The sequence below is a fragment of the Acinetobacter sp. KS-LM10 genome (assembly GCF_036896575.1).
GTDB classification, from domain to species: domain Bacteria; phylum Pseudomonadota; class Gammaproteobacteria; order Pseudomonadales; family Moraxellaceae; genus Acinetobacter; species Acinetobacter avistercoris.
Genome location: NZ_CP145906.1, coordinates 2,310,601 through 2,326,014, shown reverse-complemented (window position 1 = coordinate 2,326,014; position 15,414 = coordinate 2,310,601). Strand labels below are relative to the sequence as shown.

14 protein-coding genes are annotated in these 15,414 nt (G+C 38.9%); 1 reads left to right on the top strand and 13 read right to left on the bottom strand.

The genetic code is table 11. The features are described from left to right. The 12 genes from V5M36_RS10610 to V5M36_RS10555 form a co-directional block, all read right to left on the bottom strand. A complete protein-coding gene (locus tag V5M36_RS10610) occupies window positions 1-1,194 on the bottom strand; it encodes an acetyl-CoA C-acetyltransferase (protein WP_338558768.1) in 1,194 nt (397 codons plus the stop codon). Between the two features lie 11 nt (window positions 1,195-1,205). Next, window positions 1,206-2,468, bottom strand: a complete 1,263-nt coding sequence (locus V5M36_RS10605; RefSeq protein WP_338558766.1) for an acetyl-CoA hydrolase/transferase family protein — start codon at window positions 2,466-2,468, stop codon at window positions 1,206-1,208. 32 nt (window positions 2,469-2,500) lie between these two features. Next, the gene (gene catC, locus V5M36_RS10600) at window positions 2,501-2,779 is read right to left on the bottom strand and encodes a muconolactone Delta-isomerase (RefSeq protein ID WP_338558765.1); all 279 of its coding nucleotides are present in this window, start codon (window positions 2,777-2,779) and stop codon (window positions 2,501-2,503) included. 82 nt (window positions 2,780-2,861) lie between these two features. Continuing rightward, a complete protein-coding gene (locus V5M36_RS10595; protein WP_338558763.1) occupies window positions 2,862-3,185 on the bottom strand; it encodes an EthD domain-containing protein in 324 nt (107 codons plus the stop codon). Window positions 3,186-3,187: 2 nt separating this feature from the next. Further along, window positions 3,188-4,453 carry an MFS transporter gene (locus V5M36_RS10590; protein WP_338558761.1) on the bottom strand — a complete coding sequence of 422 codons (1,266 nt, stop codon included), beginning with the start codon at window positions 4,451-4,453 and terminating at the stop codon, window positions 3,188-3,190. A gap of 30 nt (window positions 4,454-4,483) precedes the next feature. Continuing rightward, entirely contained in the window at window positions 4,484-5,128 is a 645-nt protein-coding gene (locus tag V5M36_RS10585; protein WP_338558759.1) for a 3-oxoacid CoA-transferase subunit B, read from the bottom strand. A gap of 4 nt (window positions 5,129-5,132) precedes the next feature. Beyond that, window positions 5,133-5,807, bottom strand: coding sequence for a 3-oxoacid CoA-transferase subunit A (locus tag V5M36_RS10580; RefSeq protein WP_338558757.1), 675 nt, complete (start codon window positions 5,805-5,807; stop codon window positions 5,133-5,135). A 140-nt stretch (window positions 5,808-5,947) separates the two neighbouring features. After that, complete coding sequence (locus tag V5M36_RS10575) at window positions 5,948-6,841, bottom strand: LysR family transcriptional regulator (protein ID WP_338558756.1); 894 nt, start codon at window positions 6,839-6,841, stop codon at window positions 5,948-5,950. 257 nt (window positions 6,842-7,098) lie between these two features. Then, entirely contained in the window at window positions 7,099-8,253 is a 1,155-nt protein-coding gene (locus tag V5M36_RS10570) for a CaiB/BaiF CoA transferase family protein (RefSeq protein WP_338558755.1), read from the bottom strand. A gap of 1 nt (window position 8,254) precedes the next feature. After that, window positions 8,255-9,100, bottom strand: coding sequence for an FAS1-like dehydratase domain-containing protein (locus tag V5M36_RS10565; protein WP_338558753.1), 846 nt, complete (start codon window positions 9,098-9,100; stop codon window positions 8,255-8,257). A 23-nt stretch (window positions 9,101-9,123) separates the two neighbouring features. Beyond that, window positions 9,124-9,924: an HpcH/HpaI aldolase/citrate lyase family protein gene (locus V5M36_RS10560; RefSeq protein WP_338558751.1), complete on the bottom strand. Its 801-nt coding sequence runs from the start codon at window positions 9,922-9,924 to the stop codon at window positions 9,124-9,126. An 18-nt stretch (window positions 9,925-9,942) separates the two neighbouring features. Then, window positions 9,943-11,103 carry an acyl-CoA dehydrogenase family protein gene (locus V5M36_RS10555; protein ID WP_338558749.1) on the bottom strand — a complete coding sequence of 387 codons (1,161 nt, stop codon included), beginning with the start codon at window positions 11,101-11,103 and terminating at the stop codon, window positions 9,943-9,945. Window positions 11,104-11,210: 107 nt separating this feature from the next. Here V5M36_RS10555 and V5M36_RS10550 point away from each other — a divergent pair, with 107 nt between their 5' ends. After that, window positions 11,211-12,149 carry a LysR family transcriptional regulator gene (locus V5M36_RS10550; RefSeq protein ID WP_338558747.1) on the top strand — a complete coding sequence of 313 codons (939 nt, stop codon included), beginning with the start codon at window positions 11,211-11,213 and terminating at the stop codon, window positions 12,147-12,149. 509 nt (window positions 12,150-12,658) lie between these two features. Here V5M36_RS10550 and V5M36_RS10545 read toward each other — a convergent pair. Beyond that, window positions 12,659-15,280: a heavy metal translocating P-type ATPase gene (locus V5M36_RS10545; RefSeq protein ID WP_338558745.1), complete on the bottom strand. Its 2,622-nt coding sequence runs from the start codon at window positions 15,278-15,280 to the stop codon at window positions 12,659-12,661. Window positions 15,281-15,414 lie beyond the last annotated feature (134 nt).

Genomic DNA, 15,414 nt, shown 5'->3' with positions numbered 1-15,414 from the left:
TTAAACACGTTCAAATAGGGCAGCTAAACCTTGTCCACCACCGATACACATCGTTTCTAATCCATAACGTGCATTACGACGTTTCATTTCATGAACTAAAGACGTCATGATACGAATTCCCGTTGCACCAATAGGGTGTCCTAGAGAAATGCCCGAACCATTGACATTAATATTTGAGGTGTCGTTTATATTTAATGCTTTAATGACCGCTAAAGTCTGAGCTGCAAAAGCTTCATTAATTTCGATCAGATCAATATCATCTAGAGATATATCGAGTTTTTTAAGTAGCTTATTTACCGCAGGCACAGGGCCAATACCCATACGACTTGGATCACAACCCGCGGAACTCCAACCGATGACTTTAGCGATCGGTTGTAAGTTGTGCTTTTCTAAATACTCACGACTGACTATGAGGCAACCCGCAGCAGCATCATTCTGTTGACTCGAATTTCCTGCGGTTGTAACGCCATTGGCTAAAAGCGTTTTGAGTTTACTCAGGCTGTCAATCGTACTATTTGCACGAATACCTTCGTCAGAATTGATGATTTTAGTTTCTTTTTTAGATTTCACTTCAAGCGGAATGACTTCATCTTTAAACTTACCAGCATCCCACGCTTGCTGAGCTTTTTGATGGCTACTGAGCGCAAAAGCGTCACATTCTTCACGGCTAATATTATAGTCTCGGGCCAGATTATCAGCGGTTTCAGGCATACCTGAAATGACACCAAAACGTTCAACGGGTTGAGATCTTTCACGCCCACGTTCCAAGCGGTCAAACATGCTCACATTGCCAGCGCGACTTCCCCAACGCATATTGGTAGAGTAATACTCAATATTACTCATGCTTTCCACACCCACCACCATAATTGCTTCAGCATGTCCGGATTGAATCGACATCGCTGCATTGATCACTGCTTGTAGGCCTGAACCACAACGTCGATCTAATGTATATCCGGGCACTTCAATTGGAAGGCCCGCAGCTAAGGCTGCATAGCGACCAATGCAGGGTGCTTCACTGGATGAATACGATTGCGCAATAATGACTTCATCTAAAGTGCTCGTCTCTAAGCCTGTTTTTTCCACGATCGATTGAATGACCTTAACAGAGAGATCAACCGCAGTTAAAGCGGCGAGTCCACCGCCAAATTTACCGATTGGTGTACGTAAAGGACTGACAATATAAGCATCTTTCATTTTGAATTCCTTTAAATTAGTGCCAAATCCATTGCTTGTTGTTCAAGATCTTTTTGAAAATTCGGATGCGCAATCGCAATCATTTTTTCAACGCGCTGCGAAATACTTAAACCACGTAAATCTGCAATGCCATATTCTGTAACAATCAGTCCAGCATCACTTCTTGGAGTGGATACGGGACCTTGTAAATGACTCACGATACGACTGAAGTTTTTTCCAGAAGCAGGCAGGGTAATAATTGAAACACCACCATAGGATTGATTGGCTGCGCGAATAAAATCTAAAGCGCCACCTACAGCACCCACATAAGTTTTATTTGCTATCTCAGCATTAATTTGACCAGTTAGATCAACCTCAATGGCTGAGTTAATGGCAATAAATTGTTGAATGGCAGCAAGCGTCGCAGCATGATGCGTATATTCGGTAGAACGAAGTTCGATATTTGAGTTTAAATGCGCAAATTGATGTAACTCAGAAGAACCCACAATTAAACCCGTGATGGTTTTTCCTGAATCAATGGTTTTTTTCGCATTGGTAATCACGCCTTTTTGCATTAAGTCTGCAACACCATCCCCAATAATGCCGGAATGTATACCGAGGTGATGATGATGATTCAAAGCTTGCATGATCGCTTCAGGAAGGGCGCCTATACCAAGTTGTAAAGTTGAGTGGTCAGGAATACAAGAAGCAACATTTTCAGCAATTTTGAGTGTGGTGGCTGAATGCTCAATACTCTTTTGAGTTTCGATTTTTCGGTCGCTATAGACCATCACATCAAAGTCAGCCTCAGTTAAATATTCATCTGAATAGACCCATGGCGCTTGTTGATTCACTTCAGCAATCACGATTCGAGCGTGTCGAATAGCTGATTTCAAATAATCTTGTGCCAGACTATAGCTATATTGCCCTTGGTCATTGGCTGCTGAAACCTGAATGAAGACCACATCGACTTTAAGCTGTTGATTTTCGATTAAACGAGGCAGTTGTGAGTAATGCACAGGTAAAATATCTAAAACCTGTTGTTGCGCAAGGGCGCGATTATATCCCGCACCACAATAGCTTGAATATTCAATATTCTCGGCATATTCAGCGAGACAAGTCGGATATTGGCTAATGCCTAAAAATACTTTGAATTGACCAATCTTGTTTCGTTGTTGAATTAAATTTTGAGTCAATAAACAGGGTTCAGATTGAGCTTGTCCCCAAACCACGCAATCACCATGTCGAACATAGCGAGATAAATCCAGTTGAGAAATATCGTGTATCTTTTCCATGGTGATCGTCCTTGATCTTAAATAATGTACTTTTAATGAATTGACGAAGGGTGTTGGGAAAGAGCGGTTACCTTGATGTCCATATAGGGAAATAAAGGTAAGCTCATCAACAATTCGTGTAATTCATTATTGCTGTCCACATCAAAAATACTGATGTTGGAATACTTACCTGTAACACGCCATAAATGTGGCCATTTACCTGATTTTTGTAATTCCGTAGCACGCTCTTTTTCGGTACGTTTAATTTCATCCATTTTTACAGGATCACTATCAAGTGGAATTTTGACGGTCATTTCTACACAAAAAAGCATTTTTATTTTCCTTAATAAATTACAAGTTTTAAGTAAAACGTTATGAGCAATAGCTTATGAACATTAGGTGACGAGTAGTACGTTAAACAACGTCTTTCGTAACAAACGGTTTGAGTTTTCCAATAAAACTTTTGCCATGTTCAAACCAGTTTTTGCGGATCTCTGAATCCATATAAATCTGCATTTGTTGTTCGTTTTCAAACCAACATTCTCCAATAGCATCTACACCAGAAACATTAAAGAAAGGAACATGAATATCAGTCGGTTCTGAAGCAATTAAACGAACCTCATATTTATGTAATCCAGGAATCCCTGCCGACATTTCGAAGTGTTTCAAACATTCCTGATCAAACTCTGCTTTGCTCATATGCTCAGGTTTAGCCAGTAAATAAAGAATACGGATCATATTTAAATTCCATTTTTTTGAAAGTGAGGAGAGATTAAAGCTGACTCTTCTTTGGGCACTCTAATCAGTAAAATAGAGATGGTTGCAAGACCATAGGCGGTCAAACAAAATATGCCAATTGAAGGCGCAAGACCCAATGACTCTGCCAAAATACCGACACCGACAACAGATAAAGCACCGATTGATTTACCAACGTTATAAGCAAAGCCCATACCCGTTGTACGAATATGCGTTGGAAATAAATCACTTAAGAATGGACCGAGTGCTGCAAACATACCAATAGCAGAAAAACCGACAAAGAATCCTAGTGCCAAAGTGATGTATTGATTCATCGCAATCATCATATACACCACGGTGACGACCCAGCTTAAAATAGACATTCCAATCAAAGTCTGCTTACGACCCAATTTATCAGCCAAGTAAGCGGTGAACATAAAGCCTGCAAATGCGCCTCCAGCCATAATCAAAATCGTAACAATTTTAGAGCTCGGGCTTAGTCCACGTTCATTCATGAGGGTTGGAATCCAAATCAATATGGCATAACACGCCGCTTGAAGACCAAGTACCAGTAAGCTTGCAAATACGGTTGAACGTAAAAATTGTGGTTTAAATACAGAGGTAAATGAAGCTTTTTCAATGTTTTGCTTATTTTTAGCGACGTCAGCGATGAACTCAGCCGATTCTTTTACATTCCGACGAATATAAATCACGATTAATGCTGGAATTACACCCGTCCAAAAAACCACACGCCAAGACCATTCAGGTGGAAGTAGAGTAATGAGCATGGTCGCTATAATCACAGAGCCTGCCCAACCTAATGCCATACCTGACTGTACAAAGCCGACTGCTTTATTTTTATGTTTAGCAGAAACAGCTTCAGCCATTAATGCGGCACCAACGGCCCATTCGCCACCGAAACCTAAACCTTGTAGCGTTCTTGCCACTAAAAGCTGTTCATAGTTTTGTGCGAATCCTGCCAATACACCAAAAAAGGTAAACCATAAAATCGTAAACATCAGAATTTTCACACGACCATAGCGATCGGCTAGAATTCCTGCGATCCATCCACCTAAAGCGGTCACTACAAGCGCAACCGTACCAATAAGGCCGACTTGTGTTTGGGTTAAAGCCCAAGTCGCCATGATAACGGGCAATAAAAAACTAAAAATTTGCATGTCATAGGAGTCAAGTGCCCAACCTGCATAACACGCCCAAAATGTCTTTTTCTGGTTGGAATCCGATTCCTTATACCAATTTAACATTCCCATTTACATCTCCTTTGTAAATCGCCTTATGATTTATTTCATTCTGGAAAAATCGAGCGTTATATCTGTAATTTTTTGAACATATTCAGGAAGGTGAGGTGCAACAATATCAATCACAAAAACTTTGCCATCGATAAATTCAAAAGTAGCAATCTCTGTATAAACACGATTAACACAAGCGAGCCCTGTTAATGGATAGGTGCATTTTTCTAAAATTTTGCTATGACCTTGTTTGGTCAAATGCTCCATCATGACAAACACATTCTTTGCACCTGATGCTAAATCCATGGCACCACCCACAGCAGGAATCGCGTTGGCTTGTCCTGTATGCCAATTGGCCAAATCACCATTGGCTGAAATTTGAAATGCACCGAGAATGCAATAATCTAAATGTCCGCCACGCATCATGCCAAATGAATCTGCATGATGAAAAAATGCACCGCCTTTTTTTAAGGCAATCGCTTCCTTACCCGCATTAATCAAATCCCAGTTTTCTTCACCTTTTTCAGCTTGAGTCCACTGACCGAGTACGCCATTTTCACTCTGTAAAATCACTTCTTTTTCTGCAAAGTAATCTGCAACCAAGGTCGGTAAACCAATACCCAAATTGACATATGCACCTTCTGGGATATCTTGAGCCACACGTTGAGCGAGATTGTTTTTTTGTTCGATATTCATGAAATTACGCTCCAAGCTCATTTTTTAATGTCACACGATCAACAAAAATACCTGGAGTAATAATGATTTCAGGGTCTAAATCGCCAAGCTCACAGATCTGATCTACAGCCACCAAAGTCATTTTGGCTGCCATCGCCATAACAGGCGCAAAGTTACGTGCAGTTTTGTTATAAATAAGATTGCCCCAACGATCACCGGTTTTGGCATAGATCAGACTGTAATCCACAGGCAACGCTTTTTCGTAAACATAGCCTTTACCATCTATTTCTTTGGTTTCTTTATTTTCCGAAAGTAGAGTGCCATAGGCTGTTCGTGTATAGAATCCGCCAATCCCACAACCTGCGGCTCTTAAACGCTCAGCAAGCGTGCCTTGCGGTACAATTTCGAGTTCAATTTCATTATTTCGATACAGCTCTTCAAATACATAAGCATCTTTTTGACGAGGGAATGAGCAAATTAATTTTTTGACACGTTTAGCTTTCAGTAAAGCTGCAAGACCTTCATCACCATTACCCGCGTTATTACTGACGATGGTTAGGTTTTTGGCACCTTGTTCAATGAGCGCATTGATCAGTAAGTTCGGCATACCAGATCCACCAAAACCACCAATAGCAATGACTGAGTTGTCCTGAATGTCTTTGACAATATCCTTTGCCGAATTGAATATTTTATTAATCATTTCACTATCCTGTAACATTCATGCTTTTCACATTTTCTGATAGTAAAATTACATGCCTTGGCGTTTTACACAATTTTCAAATTTGAAAGTAGTGTTAATCTGAGATTAACGCCATGTTGTGTAAAAAATGAATGATATATTTAGTGAATATGTGATTTTAGACACTCAATAAAATCCTTACTAAATTGACTGATTTCATTGAAGTTAATGGCACATATTTGAAAGCCACGATGCGCCCATTTTTCATTGATTTCACGAGACTCAATATTAGGGTGAATGTGCTGTAAGCGTTGGAAAGCGGCGAATGGAATAATTGCAATACCAGCACCCGCAGCCACCATCTGACAAATTGAGTCATAGCTTGAAACTTGCACGCGAATATTAATATTTTTATTCAATTGTTTTGAAAGCTTATTTAAAAAAATTTGAATGGCACTGCCTTCATGTAGGGTCACCACAGAGTATTGAATTGCATCTAATAAAGTGACATGTTGATGTTCTAAAATAGGGTGTTTTTTGGGTGCGATTAAGATCAGTTGTGAAGAGATAAGGGGAATGGTTTGTAAGTTTTTAGTATCAATATTTCCAGAAATTATCCCGAGATCAGCACGTTTTTCAGCAACAATATTGACGATATCCTCACTGAGCATTTCTTTCAAATTCACATCGACATGAGGATGCGTGATGAGATAATCAGATAACGCCGTGGGAATATATTCAGCAATCGCAGTGGTATTGGCAACTATAGAAAGTTTGCCTTGTATTTGCGTATTAAATTGCGCTAACTCACCTTTAAGACATTCAATTTCATGATAAATAGATTTGGCATATTTTAAATAAATCAGCCCAATTTCTGTTAACTCAACGCCTTGTGATGATCGCTCTAAAATTTTCAAACCCAGAGCAGATTCTAAATTTTTTATACGGTTACTGGCAGCGGGAGGGGATAGAAAAGTTTTTTCCGCAGCACGCGTTAAATTCTGAGTTTCTGCAATGTTTAGAACCAGTCGAAAATCAGTAAGATCAAAGTTCATAAACGTACTCTCTAGAAATCAAATTGAAGAAAAAATGTACTTTATCAATGATGATTTTAAATACTGATGAACGTTAATCAGACGATACAAAGTATATAAATCATCTTCTAGTTTTAGATGAAGTTTTCGATGAGTTTTGGGTAACCTAATGTCTTCATTATCTCAATGTAGTCTTTTAAAATCGTGAAACTATTAGACGATAGTGAGGTGGTTATTGCGTGAAAAGGAACGTTTTAATCTTGTGAGGTATAAAAAAATTAAGTTAAAAATCCCAGTTCGAGCAGAATTTTTTCAGTATGCTCACCGAGTTCGGGAACTTTCTGAATATTAAAATCTTCTGAATCACTTAATCCAACGGGTTTTAGTGTGGGTATACGACCAACAGGCGTATCAACCTCGGTCCAGCGTTGTCTTGCTAATAACTGTGGATGCTGCCAGACCTCAGCCATTGTATTAACATTGGCATGGGCAATTTTGGCTTGTTCCAGCAACTCAATCACTTCGATTTGGGTATGCGTTGAGAAGCTTTGAAGTATAATCTCGCTAAGTGACTGTCTATTCTTTATTCGATTCGAATTGTTTTTAAAATCTTCACGCTGTGCAAGATTGGATTGTTTAATCACAATCTCACAAAAATTTGCCCATTCTCTTTCATTTTGTATCGCAAACAAAACCTCTTTACCATCGCCTGTTGCAAAAGGGCCATAGGGGAAAATTGTGGCGTGTTCGGCTCCAGACTTTTGAGGCGCACTTTGACCATCTAAGCTATAGTAAAGGGGAAAGCCCATCCATTCAGTCATGCACTCTAGCATTGAAATATCAATACGTTTGCCTAAGCCAGTTTTCTGTTTTTCAATTAATGCCGCAAGGATATTGCTGTAGGCGTACATACCGGCAGAGATATCGGCAATGGAGCATCCTGCTTTCACATTTTCCTGTGCAGTCCCAGTGATCGATAAAAAACCAGACTCACTTTGAATCAGTAAATCATAAGCTTTTTTATCACGATATGGACCCGGGTGCTGTAGATCATCGCCATATCCAGAAATATCACAAACAATGAGTTCTGGAAATAACGGATGAAGCTGCTCATAAGAAAGACCTAAACGAGAGGCCGCACCAGGTGCCAAGTTTTGAATAAAGACGTCTGCTTTAGCCAACAGGCTTTTAAGTATGGGTTGAGCCTCAGGCGTCTGTAAATTTAGGGTAAAGCTCTCTTTAGAGCGATTTGCCCAGACGAAATGTGAAGACATTCCCTTGACGCGTTCATCATAGTAACGCGCAAAATCACCACTTTCAGGACGTTCAATTTTGATCACACGAGCACCTAAATCAGCCAGCTGACGTGTACAAAAGGGTGCCGAAATTGCATGCTCTAAAGCAACAACGGTAATTCCTTCAAGTGGTTTCATTTTAAGACTCCTGAAAGACGACTTTGGCTTTCATCGCAATTTGTCCATCAACATGTTCAATCCATAATTCGGCACTTTGCTCATGCACATCGCCACAGATATAAAACTCGTTAAAATCGAATACAGGTTTGATGGCACGGAATTCAAATTTGTGAATGATCTTATCTGGATATTTATCGTGTAGCGTTTGCATCAATAACGTCGCTAACAGCGGACCATGTACGACTAGACCTGGGTAGCCTTCGATTTGTGTTGCATAACTGCGGTCATAATGAATTTTATGTCCATTAAAGGTCAGTGCTGAATAGCGGAATAATGCAGTTGTATCCAGCGTATATTGCTGTTTAAAACTATAATTTAACTCAGGACTGATCGAAGGCGGATTGATTGACGAAGATGGCGGAGTCGGAGGGGTATCTTGTTTATAAACGATATCTTGCTTTTCTTTAATAACTAAAACATCATCTGCGTAAATTAAATGATTCAGCGTGACAAAATAAAGCGCTCCATTTTTCCCTTGTTTAAATTGAATGTCTTCAATTTCAGAAACGCGACGCAAATTTTGCCCGATTAAAATCGGTTGAATAAATTCCAGACGACTGCCAGCCCACATACGTCGTGGAAAAGGAATCGGAGGTAAAAAATCACCTTTTTGAGGATGACCATCTGAACCAATTTCAGATTGGTTCACCACATGTGGGAAATTCATCCAATGAAAAAGATGAGGGACTTCTTGGATCGGTTGATCTTTTTGATTCAATAATGCTTGTAGCATTTGAATAGAACGCTGATCACAACGATCCTCTGAAATTTGTTTTTTTCCGATCCATTCTGAAAATTTTTGCATCGTCGTCTTGTCCTTGTGTTGACTTAATCCGTGTTTTTTAAGATTTTCTCAGCCTTTGAAATGATCGGTTTATCAATCATTTTTCCATTTAAACTGATGGTTTGACCTTGAGCCAAATGAACAGCATCCATCACTTGTTGTGCCCATTGAATTTCTTCAGCACTGGGGATAAAAGCTTGATTAACGACTGAAACTTGACTTGGATGAATGCACAATTTGCCCTGATAACCCAGTTTTTTAGCTTGTAGTGTTTCAGTCTGATTTAATTCGGTATTCGCAAAATCGGCAGTAACGCCATCAATGGGACTGGCTATACCTGCAAGTTTAGAAGCTAAAACAATTCTGTTACGGAAGTACATTAACTCTAAAAAATCACCCGACATGTCCATTTCAAGTTGAAAATCGATCGAGCCAAACATCAATGCTTTTACAGCAGGGAATTGAGCTATTTTCTCTACATGCGCCATGCCATAAGGCGTTTCAATAATTGGATAAATATCGATATTGCGAATCGACTGAATGGCTGTAAATGCTTGTTGCCGTTCTGCTTTAGGCAAAATAATAGCAATTACATTGGGGATTTGAGCAAGTTGAATATCATCATTAAACCATTCAGTTTGCTCGGCATTGACTCGAATCATCACTTTTTCAGTGGGATGATCGAGCAACCACTGTTTGAGTAATGCTCTTGATTCAAGTTTATGCTCAGTCGGAATAGCATCTTCTAAGTCAATAATGACTGCATCGCTACCGCTATTGAGCGCTTTGCTATAGCGCTCTGTACGGTTAGCAGGAACAAATAAAAATGAACGTGGTGTTTGCATTTTATCTTCCTTCAACGTTTAGAAAGATCGAGGTAAATCAAGTAAATGTTCAGCGACATAACTGAGAATGAGATTGGTCGAAATTGGCGCAACTTGGTATAAACGTGTTTCACGGAATTTACGTTCAATGTCATATTCATTGGCGAAACCAAAACCACCATGAAACTGTAAGCAGGCATTGGCCGCTTCCCAACTTGCTTTAGCGGCTAACAGCTTGGCCATATTTGCTTCTGCACCACAGGCTTGACCGTTGTCGAACAATTCACAGGCACGGAAACGCATCAAATTTGCTGCTTCAATTTCGATAAATGATTCTGCTAATGGAAATTGAACGCCTTGATTCTGACCAATCGGACGACCAAAAACCACACGGTCTTTTACATAATTTGTGGCACGTTCCATAAACCAGTAACCATCACCAATGCATTCTGCTGCAATCAATGTACGTTCAGCATTTAGGCCATCTAAAATATATTTAAAACCTTTACCTTCTTCACCAATTAGATTACTTTCAGGAATTTCTAAATTTTCGAAAAATAATTCATTGGTTTCATGGTTAACCATATTCGGAATCGGCTGAACGACCATTCCAGATTTCATCGCCTCTTTAATATTGACCATGAAAATAGACATGCCTTCAGATTTCTTTTTGACCTCTGCAAGGGGAGTAGTACGTGCAAGAAGAATCATCCAGTCGCTATGCTGTACACGAGAAATCCAAACTTTTTGACCATTAATCACATAACGGTCACCTTTTTTGACTGCGGTGGTGCGAATTTTAGTGGTGTCAGTTCCTGTCGTAGGTTCAGTGACAGCCATAGATTGTAAACGCCATTCACCTGATGCAATTTTAGGTAGGTATAATTCTTTTTGTTCTCTTGAACCATGACGTAGCAATGTACTCATATTATACATTTGGCCATGGCAAGCACCTGAATTACCACCGCTGCGATTAATTTCTTCCATAACAACAGAAGCTTCAGCTAAGCCTAAACCTGATCCGCCAAATTCTTCTGGAATCATCGCTGCGAGCCAACCAGCTTGAGTTAACGCATTTACGAACTCTTCAGGATACGCTTTTTGTTCATCAATTTTACGATGATATTCATCTGGGAATTGTGCGCATAATGCACGTACAGCTTCACGAATTTCCTGAAAGTTATTAAATGTGCTTTTCATTATCTACTGTCCTTGGTTGATCTTTTCTTGTTTTTGATCATATATTGTTATGGATTAATTTATAAAATAGTATATTTTGATGGATTAAATGTTAAAAAATTATTGAAATGGATATAAAACAACTCCGGACTTTTATCACGATTTTAGAGACAGAGAACCTGACGAAGGCAGCTGTGCTATTAAATATTGTACAGCCTGCTGTAAGTCGACAAATTCAATTACTTGAAGAAGAGTTGGGCGTGAAATTATTCAATCGTTCACGTCATGGCATGACACTAACGGATGATGGTAAAGTTCTCGAGCCTTATGCACGACGAGTTTTGAATGAAATAGAGAGCGCTAAGATCGAACTGACTACGGTAAAAGGAACAGTTCGAGGAAAGGTACATATTGGCGTGTTATCCAGCATTAGTGGACTACTTTCGAGTTTGCTGATGAATTTAATTAAGGAAAAATATCCTGACGTACAGGTGAAAATTTCTGTGGGATATTCTGGTCATTTAAAGGAGTGGTTAGAAGCAGGGAATATCGATTTAGCATTGATATATGACTCTACACCTTCAAAGTTAATTGATTTAATTCCTCTGGTAAAAGAACCATTATTTTTAATAGGATCGGCTCAATCCCTTCTTTCGCAAGATGAAGTCTTTGAACTCAAAAAAATAAAAGCATTACCATTAATTTTACCGTTTCATCCACATCGTTTACGTTCTTTAATTGAACAAGCATTTAAACAAGGTGGTTATGATTTAAATGTTTATGCTGAAACCAACGATTTGAATGTTCAAAAACAGCTGGTGATTCAAAATTTTGGTTATACAATTTTACCATTAGTTTCTGTCATCCATGAATATCAGTCTGGTTTGGTTAAAGTGACGCCAATAGTTGATCCTGCCTTTACCCGAGTGGTAACTCTGGCTATGCATTCGACGAGAAATACACCCAAACACATTAGAATTATTAGTCGAGAAATAATTGAGTGTGTGGATCAATCTATACAAAATGAAAAATGGCCGAATGCAGAATGGATTTATCAATCTGAATGAGTCAATCAATCTTTTCATCTCTCAAAAAGTATCTTTTGATAATGAGATGCATCATTTTTTTAATAAAATAAATGAAATAGTCACGTCATGAAATAGATCGAGATAAAGACACTTTCTAATTAAACTTTCAAGCTTTGAAACTGATGTTTCATGATCAATGTTTGATTTTTTAGCGGTTGAATGCTTCAAGGCAATGACCGAATTTTATCCTAATAGAACAAAAAATTCAGACGAAAATTCATTTGAATTGATTGGTGTTACTACATGTAATTAAGCAACAAGTGCGTGATTAAATTGATGGTTAAATAGACGATTAGAAGTTAAGCCAAATATGAATAACTTGTTATACAACCATTTTAGTCGATTATATAAAAACAACTTAAATAACTGTTTTATAATTATATTTTATTTACATTCTATAAAGCCAATCTTCTATGTCTCATTCTGAAATAAAATAAGGCAGAACTGATCTGCCTTAAATGATTTGATCCAAGCGAATTATTAAAAAATTATGATTTACTTAATCGTAAAGCGTTTAATACGACGGACAAAGAACTTAAGGACATGGCAATTGCAGCTATCATTGGTGTAAGTAATAAACCACTGATTGGGTAAAAAATGCCAGCTGCGACTGGAACACCTAAACCATTGTACAAAAATGAAAATGCTAAATTCTGCTTCATATTTTTCACACCAGATTTGGCCATATGAATTGCATCCGCAAGTCCACGAATATCACCTTTCACTAAGGTGATCTGAGCAGTTTGTTTGGCAATATCCGTACCATTACCCATTGCGATTCCCACATTAGATTGTGCTAGGGCTGGCGCATCGTTGATTCCATCTCCCGCCATAGCGACAATTTTACCCATCGCCTGATATCTTTTAAGCAATTCTAATTTATCGTGAGGTGTGCAATTTCCATAAACGTGTTTGATGCCGATATGATTTGCGACAAGCTGCGCATTATATTCGTGATCACCTGTGGCCATAATCACATCAATGCCTTGGTTAATCAGCTGCTCAATTACGTGTTGGGCATTGTATTTAATCGCGTCATGTATTGAAATATAAGCGAGAATGGCATCGTCAGTTGCAATAAAACTAATGACATCACCCGCTTTACGCAGATCATCTAATTTTTCATTGAGCGTATGATCAACATCAAGTCCCAATTGTTCGAGTAACTTTTGACTGCCGATATAATACCAACGCTCATCAATTTTTGCTTTGACACCAAAACCTAAAACCTCTTCAAAATCTGAAACAGAAAGATATTGTTCAGAAGGAATGATTTTCGCTAAGGTTAATGCGATCGGATGTGTAGAGTGTTGCTCAATTGAAGCGATTAACAGATGAATGCGGTCTTGATCATACTCAGGATGAATTAAATGAATTTCTTTAATACTAGGTTTACCCTCAGTCAATGTGCCCGTCTTATCGATAATCAGGGTATCAACCTTACTCAGCGCCTCTATAGATTCTGCATCTTTAAATAACACACCTTTTTGTGCAGCACGGCCAGTTGTAGCCATGACGGACATCGGTGTCGCTAGCCCAAGCGCACAAGGGCAGGCAATAATGAGAACAGCCACGGCACACATTAACGCTAAATCAAAACTCGATTGCCCTAAAACTATCCAAGCAATAAATGTAATGACGCTCACAGCCAAGACCACGATCACAAAATATTTTGCTACAACATCAGCCATCCGCTGTAAGGGAGCTTTCGACCGTTGTGCCTCTGCTACTGTTTGAATCATTTTGGCTAAGGTCGTATTTTGACCGACCGCAGTGGTTCGAATACGTATACTTCCTTTCTGATTGACTGTGCCACCAATGACCTGATCATTAACTTCTTTTTTGACAGGTAATGGTTCTCCCGTCATCATTGCTTCATCGATATAGGTTTTGCCTTCAACCACAATCCCGTCTAGAGGAACGTGTTCTCCAGATGAGATTTGTAAAATATCGCCTTGATGAATATCTGTAATTTCGACTTCTACGAGCTGATTATTCTCTACTCGTTTTGCTATAGAGGGCTGCAATTTCAATAAAGATTTTAAAGAATCTGCCGTTTTAGCACGCGCTTTTAATTCTAAAATTTGCCCTAACAAGCTGAGCGAGACAATCATACAAGCCGCTTCATAATAGACTGCAACGCCATGTCCTGTTTTGGCTTCATTTGGAATAAGCACAGGGAAAAGAGTTGCAAAAACACTATAAATAAACGCTGCCAAAACACCGACACCAATTAAACTCCACATATTTAAATTTCGAGTTTTATATGAAATCCAACAACGTTCAATGAACGGTTTACCTGCCCAAAGTACAACAGGCAAACTCAAAACCAATTCAATCCAAGGTTGAATATGCGGCGCGATGAAAGCATGGATATGGGAACCCATAGCTAAAACAAAAACCAACAAAGTTAAGGGGAGCGTCACCCAGAAACGATGGCTAAAATCGACCAATTCTGGATTAGGGCCATCATCTAAACTGGGCTGCATGGGTTCCAGCGCCATTCCACAAATCGGACATGTTCCTGGCCCTTTTTGGACAATTTCTGGATCCATGGGACAGGTAAAATCTATATTTTCAGCACCTTCAGGTAGAGGGCGTTGATCTAAAGGTAAGAGATAATATTCAGGATCTGCTTCAAACTTAGTTAAGCAGGAAGGATTACAGAAATAGTAATGCTGAGTTTTATGATTAGTTTTGTACTCGGTTTTTAAATCTGTAGATGTGCTGACAGACATGCCACACACAGGATCAATTGCTTGTTGTTCAGCATTCAAAGCATCATTAGAACCTCCCTCTAAAGCCGATGTTGAACCACAACAACTTGGCTTTTTAATCTCTTTGATTGAGGGTTTTGGTCCACAACAACTGGACGTAGAAGAGTCTAAGTCTGCTTTTTTACCTGCTTTATTTTTATTTAAGAACCGTGAGGGTTCAGCTAAGAATTTTTTGAGGCATCCTTCACAACAAAAATAATACTGCTGATCTTCAAATACAGTATTGGGTTTATGAGCATCTTGAACAGTCATACCACAGACTGGATCAATATAAGATTTTTGCGCTTTTTCAGTTGGCTTAGAACAACATGAATTTTGCTTTTGATCTGTCATGATGGACCTGATTTTTTGAATATTTATGCTAGAATAAAGGCTGTACTTGGGTACAGAGTCAAGACTTATTTCAAGATCACCTAGGTAATTATTTTTTGATCAACTTCATCAAATTTAAATCAAATTTGTTGTGT

Coding starts and splice junctions, on each gene's coding strand:
- V5M36_RS10570 (WP_338558755.1), bottom strand. CDS start 8,253: ATGAAACCACTTGAAGGAATTACCGTTGTTGCTTTAGAGCATGCAATT.
- V5M36_RS10610 (WP_338558768.1), bottom strand. CDS start 1,194: ATGAAAGATGCTTATATTGTCAGTCCTTTACGTACACCAATCGGTAAA.
- V5M36_RS10590 (WP_338558761.1), bottom strand. CDS start 4,453: ATGGGAATGTTAAATTGGTATAAGGAATCGGATTCCAACCAGAAAAAG.
- V5M36_RS10605 (WP_338558766.1), bottom strand. CDS start 2,468: ATGGAAAAGATACACGATATTTCTCAACTGGATTTATCTCGCTATGTT.
- V5M36_RS10555 (WP_338558749.1), bottom strand. CDS start 11,103: ATGAAAAGCACATTTAATAACTTTCAGGAAATTCGTGAAGCTGTACGT.
- V5M36_RS10595 (WP_338558763.1), bottom strand. CDS start 3,185: ATGATCCGTATTCTTTATTTACTGGCTAAACCTGAGCATATGAGCAAA.
- V5M36_RS10575 (WP_338558756.1), bottom strand. CDS start 6,841: ATGAACTTTGATCTTACTGATTTTCGACTGGTTCTAAACATTGCAGAA.
- V5M36_RS10585 (WP_338558759.1), bottom strand. CDS start 5,128: ATGAATATCGAACAAAAAAACAATCTCGCTCAACGTGTGGCTCAAGAT.
- V5M36_RS10550 (WP_338558747.1), top strand. CDS start 11,211: ATGGATATAAAACAACTCCGGACTTTTATCACGATTTTAGAGACAGAG.
- V5M36_RS10545 (WP_338558745.1), bottom strand. CDS start 15,280: ATGACAGATCAAAAGCAAAATTCATGTTGTTCTAAGCCAACTGAAAAA.
- V5M36_RS10565 (WP_338558753.1), bottom strand. CDS start 9,100: ATGCAAAAATTTTCAGAATGGATCGGAAAAAAACAAATTTCAGAGGAT.
- V5M36_RS10560 (WP_338558751.1), bottom strand. CDS start 9,924: ATGCAAACACCACGTTCATTTTTATTTGTTCCTGCTAACCGTACAGAG.
- catC (WP_338558765.1), bottom strand. CDS start 2,779: ATGCTTTTTTGTGTAGAAATGACCGTCAAAATTCCACTTGATAGTGAT.
- V5M36_RS10580 (WP_338558757.1), bottom strand. CDS start 5,807: ATGATTAATAAAATATTCAATTCGGCAAAGGATATTGTCAAAGACATT.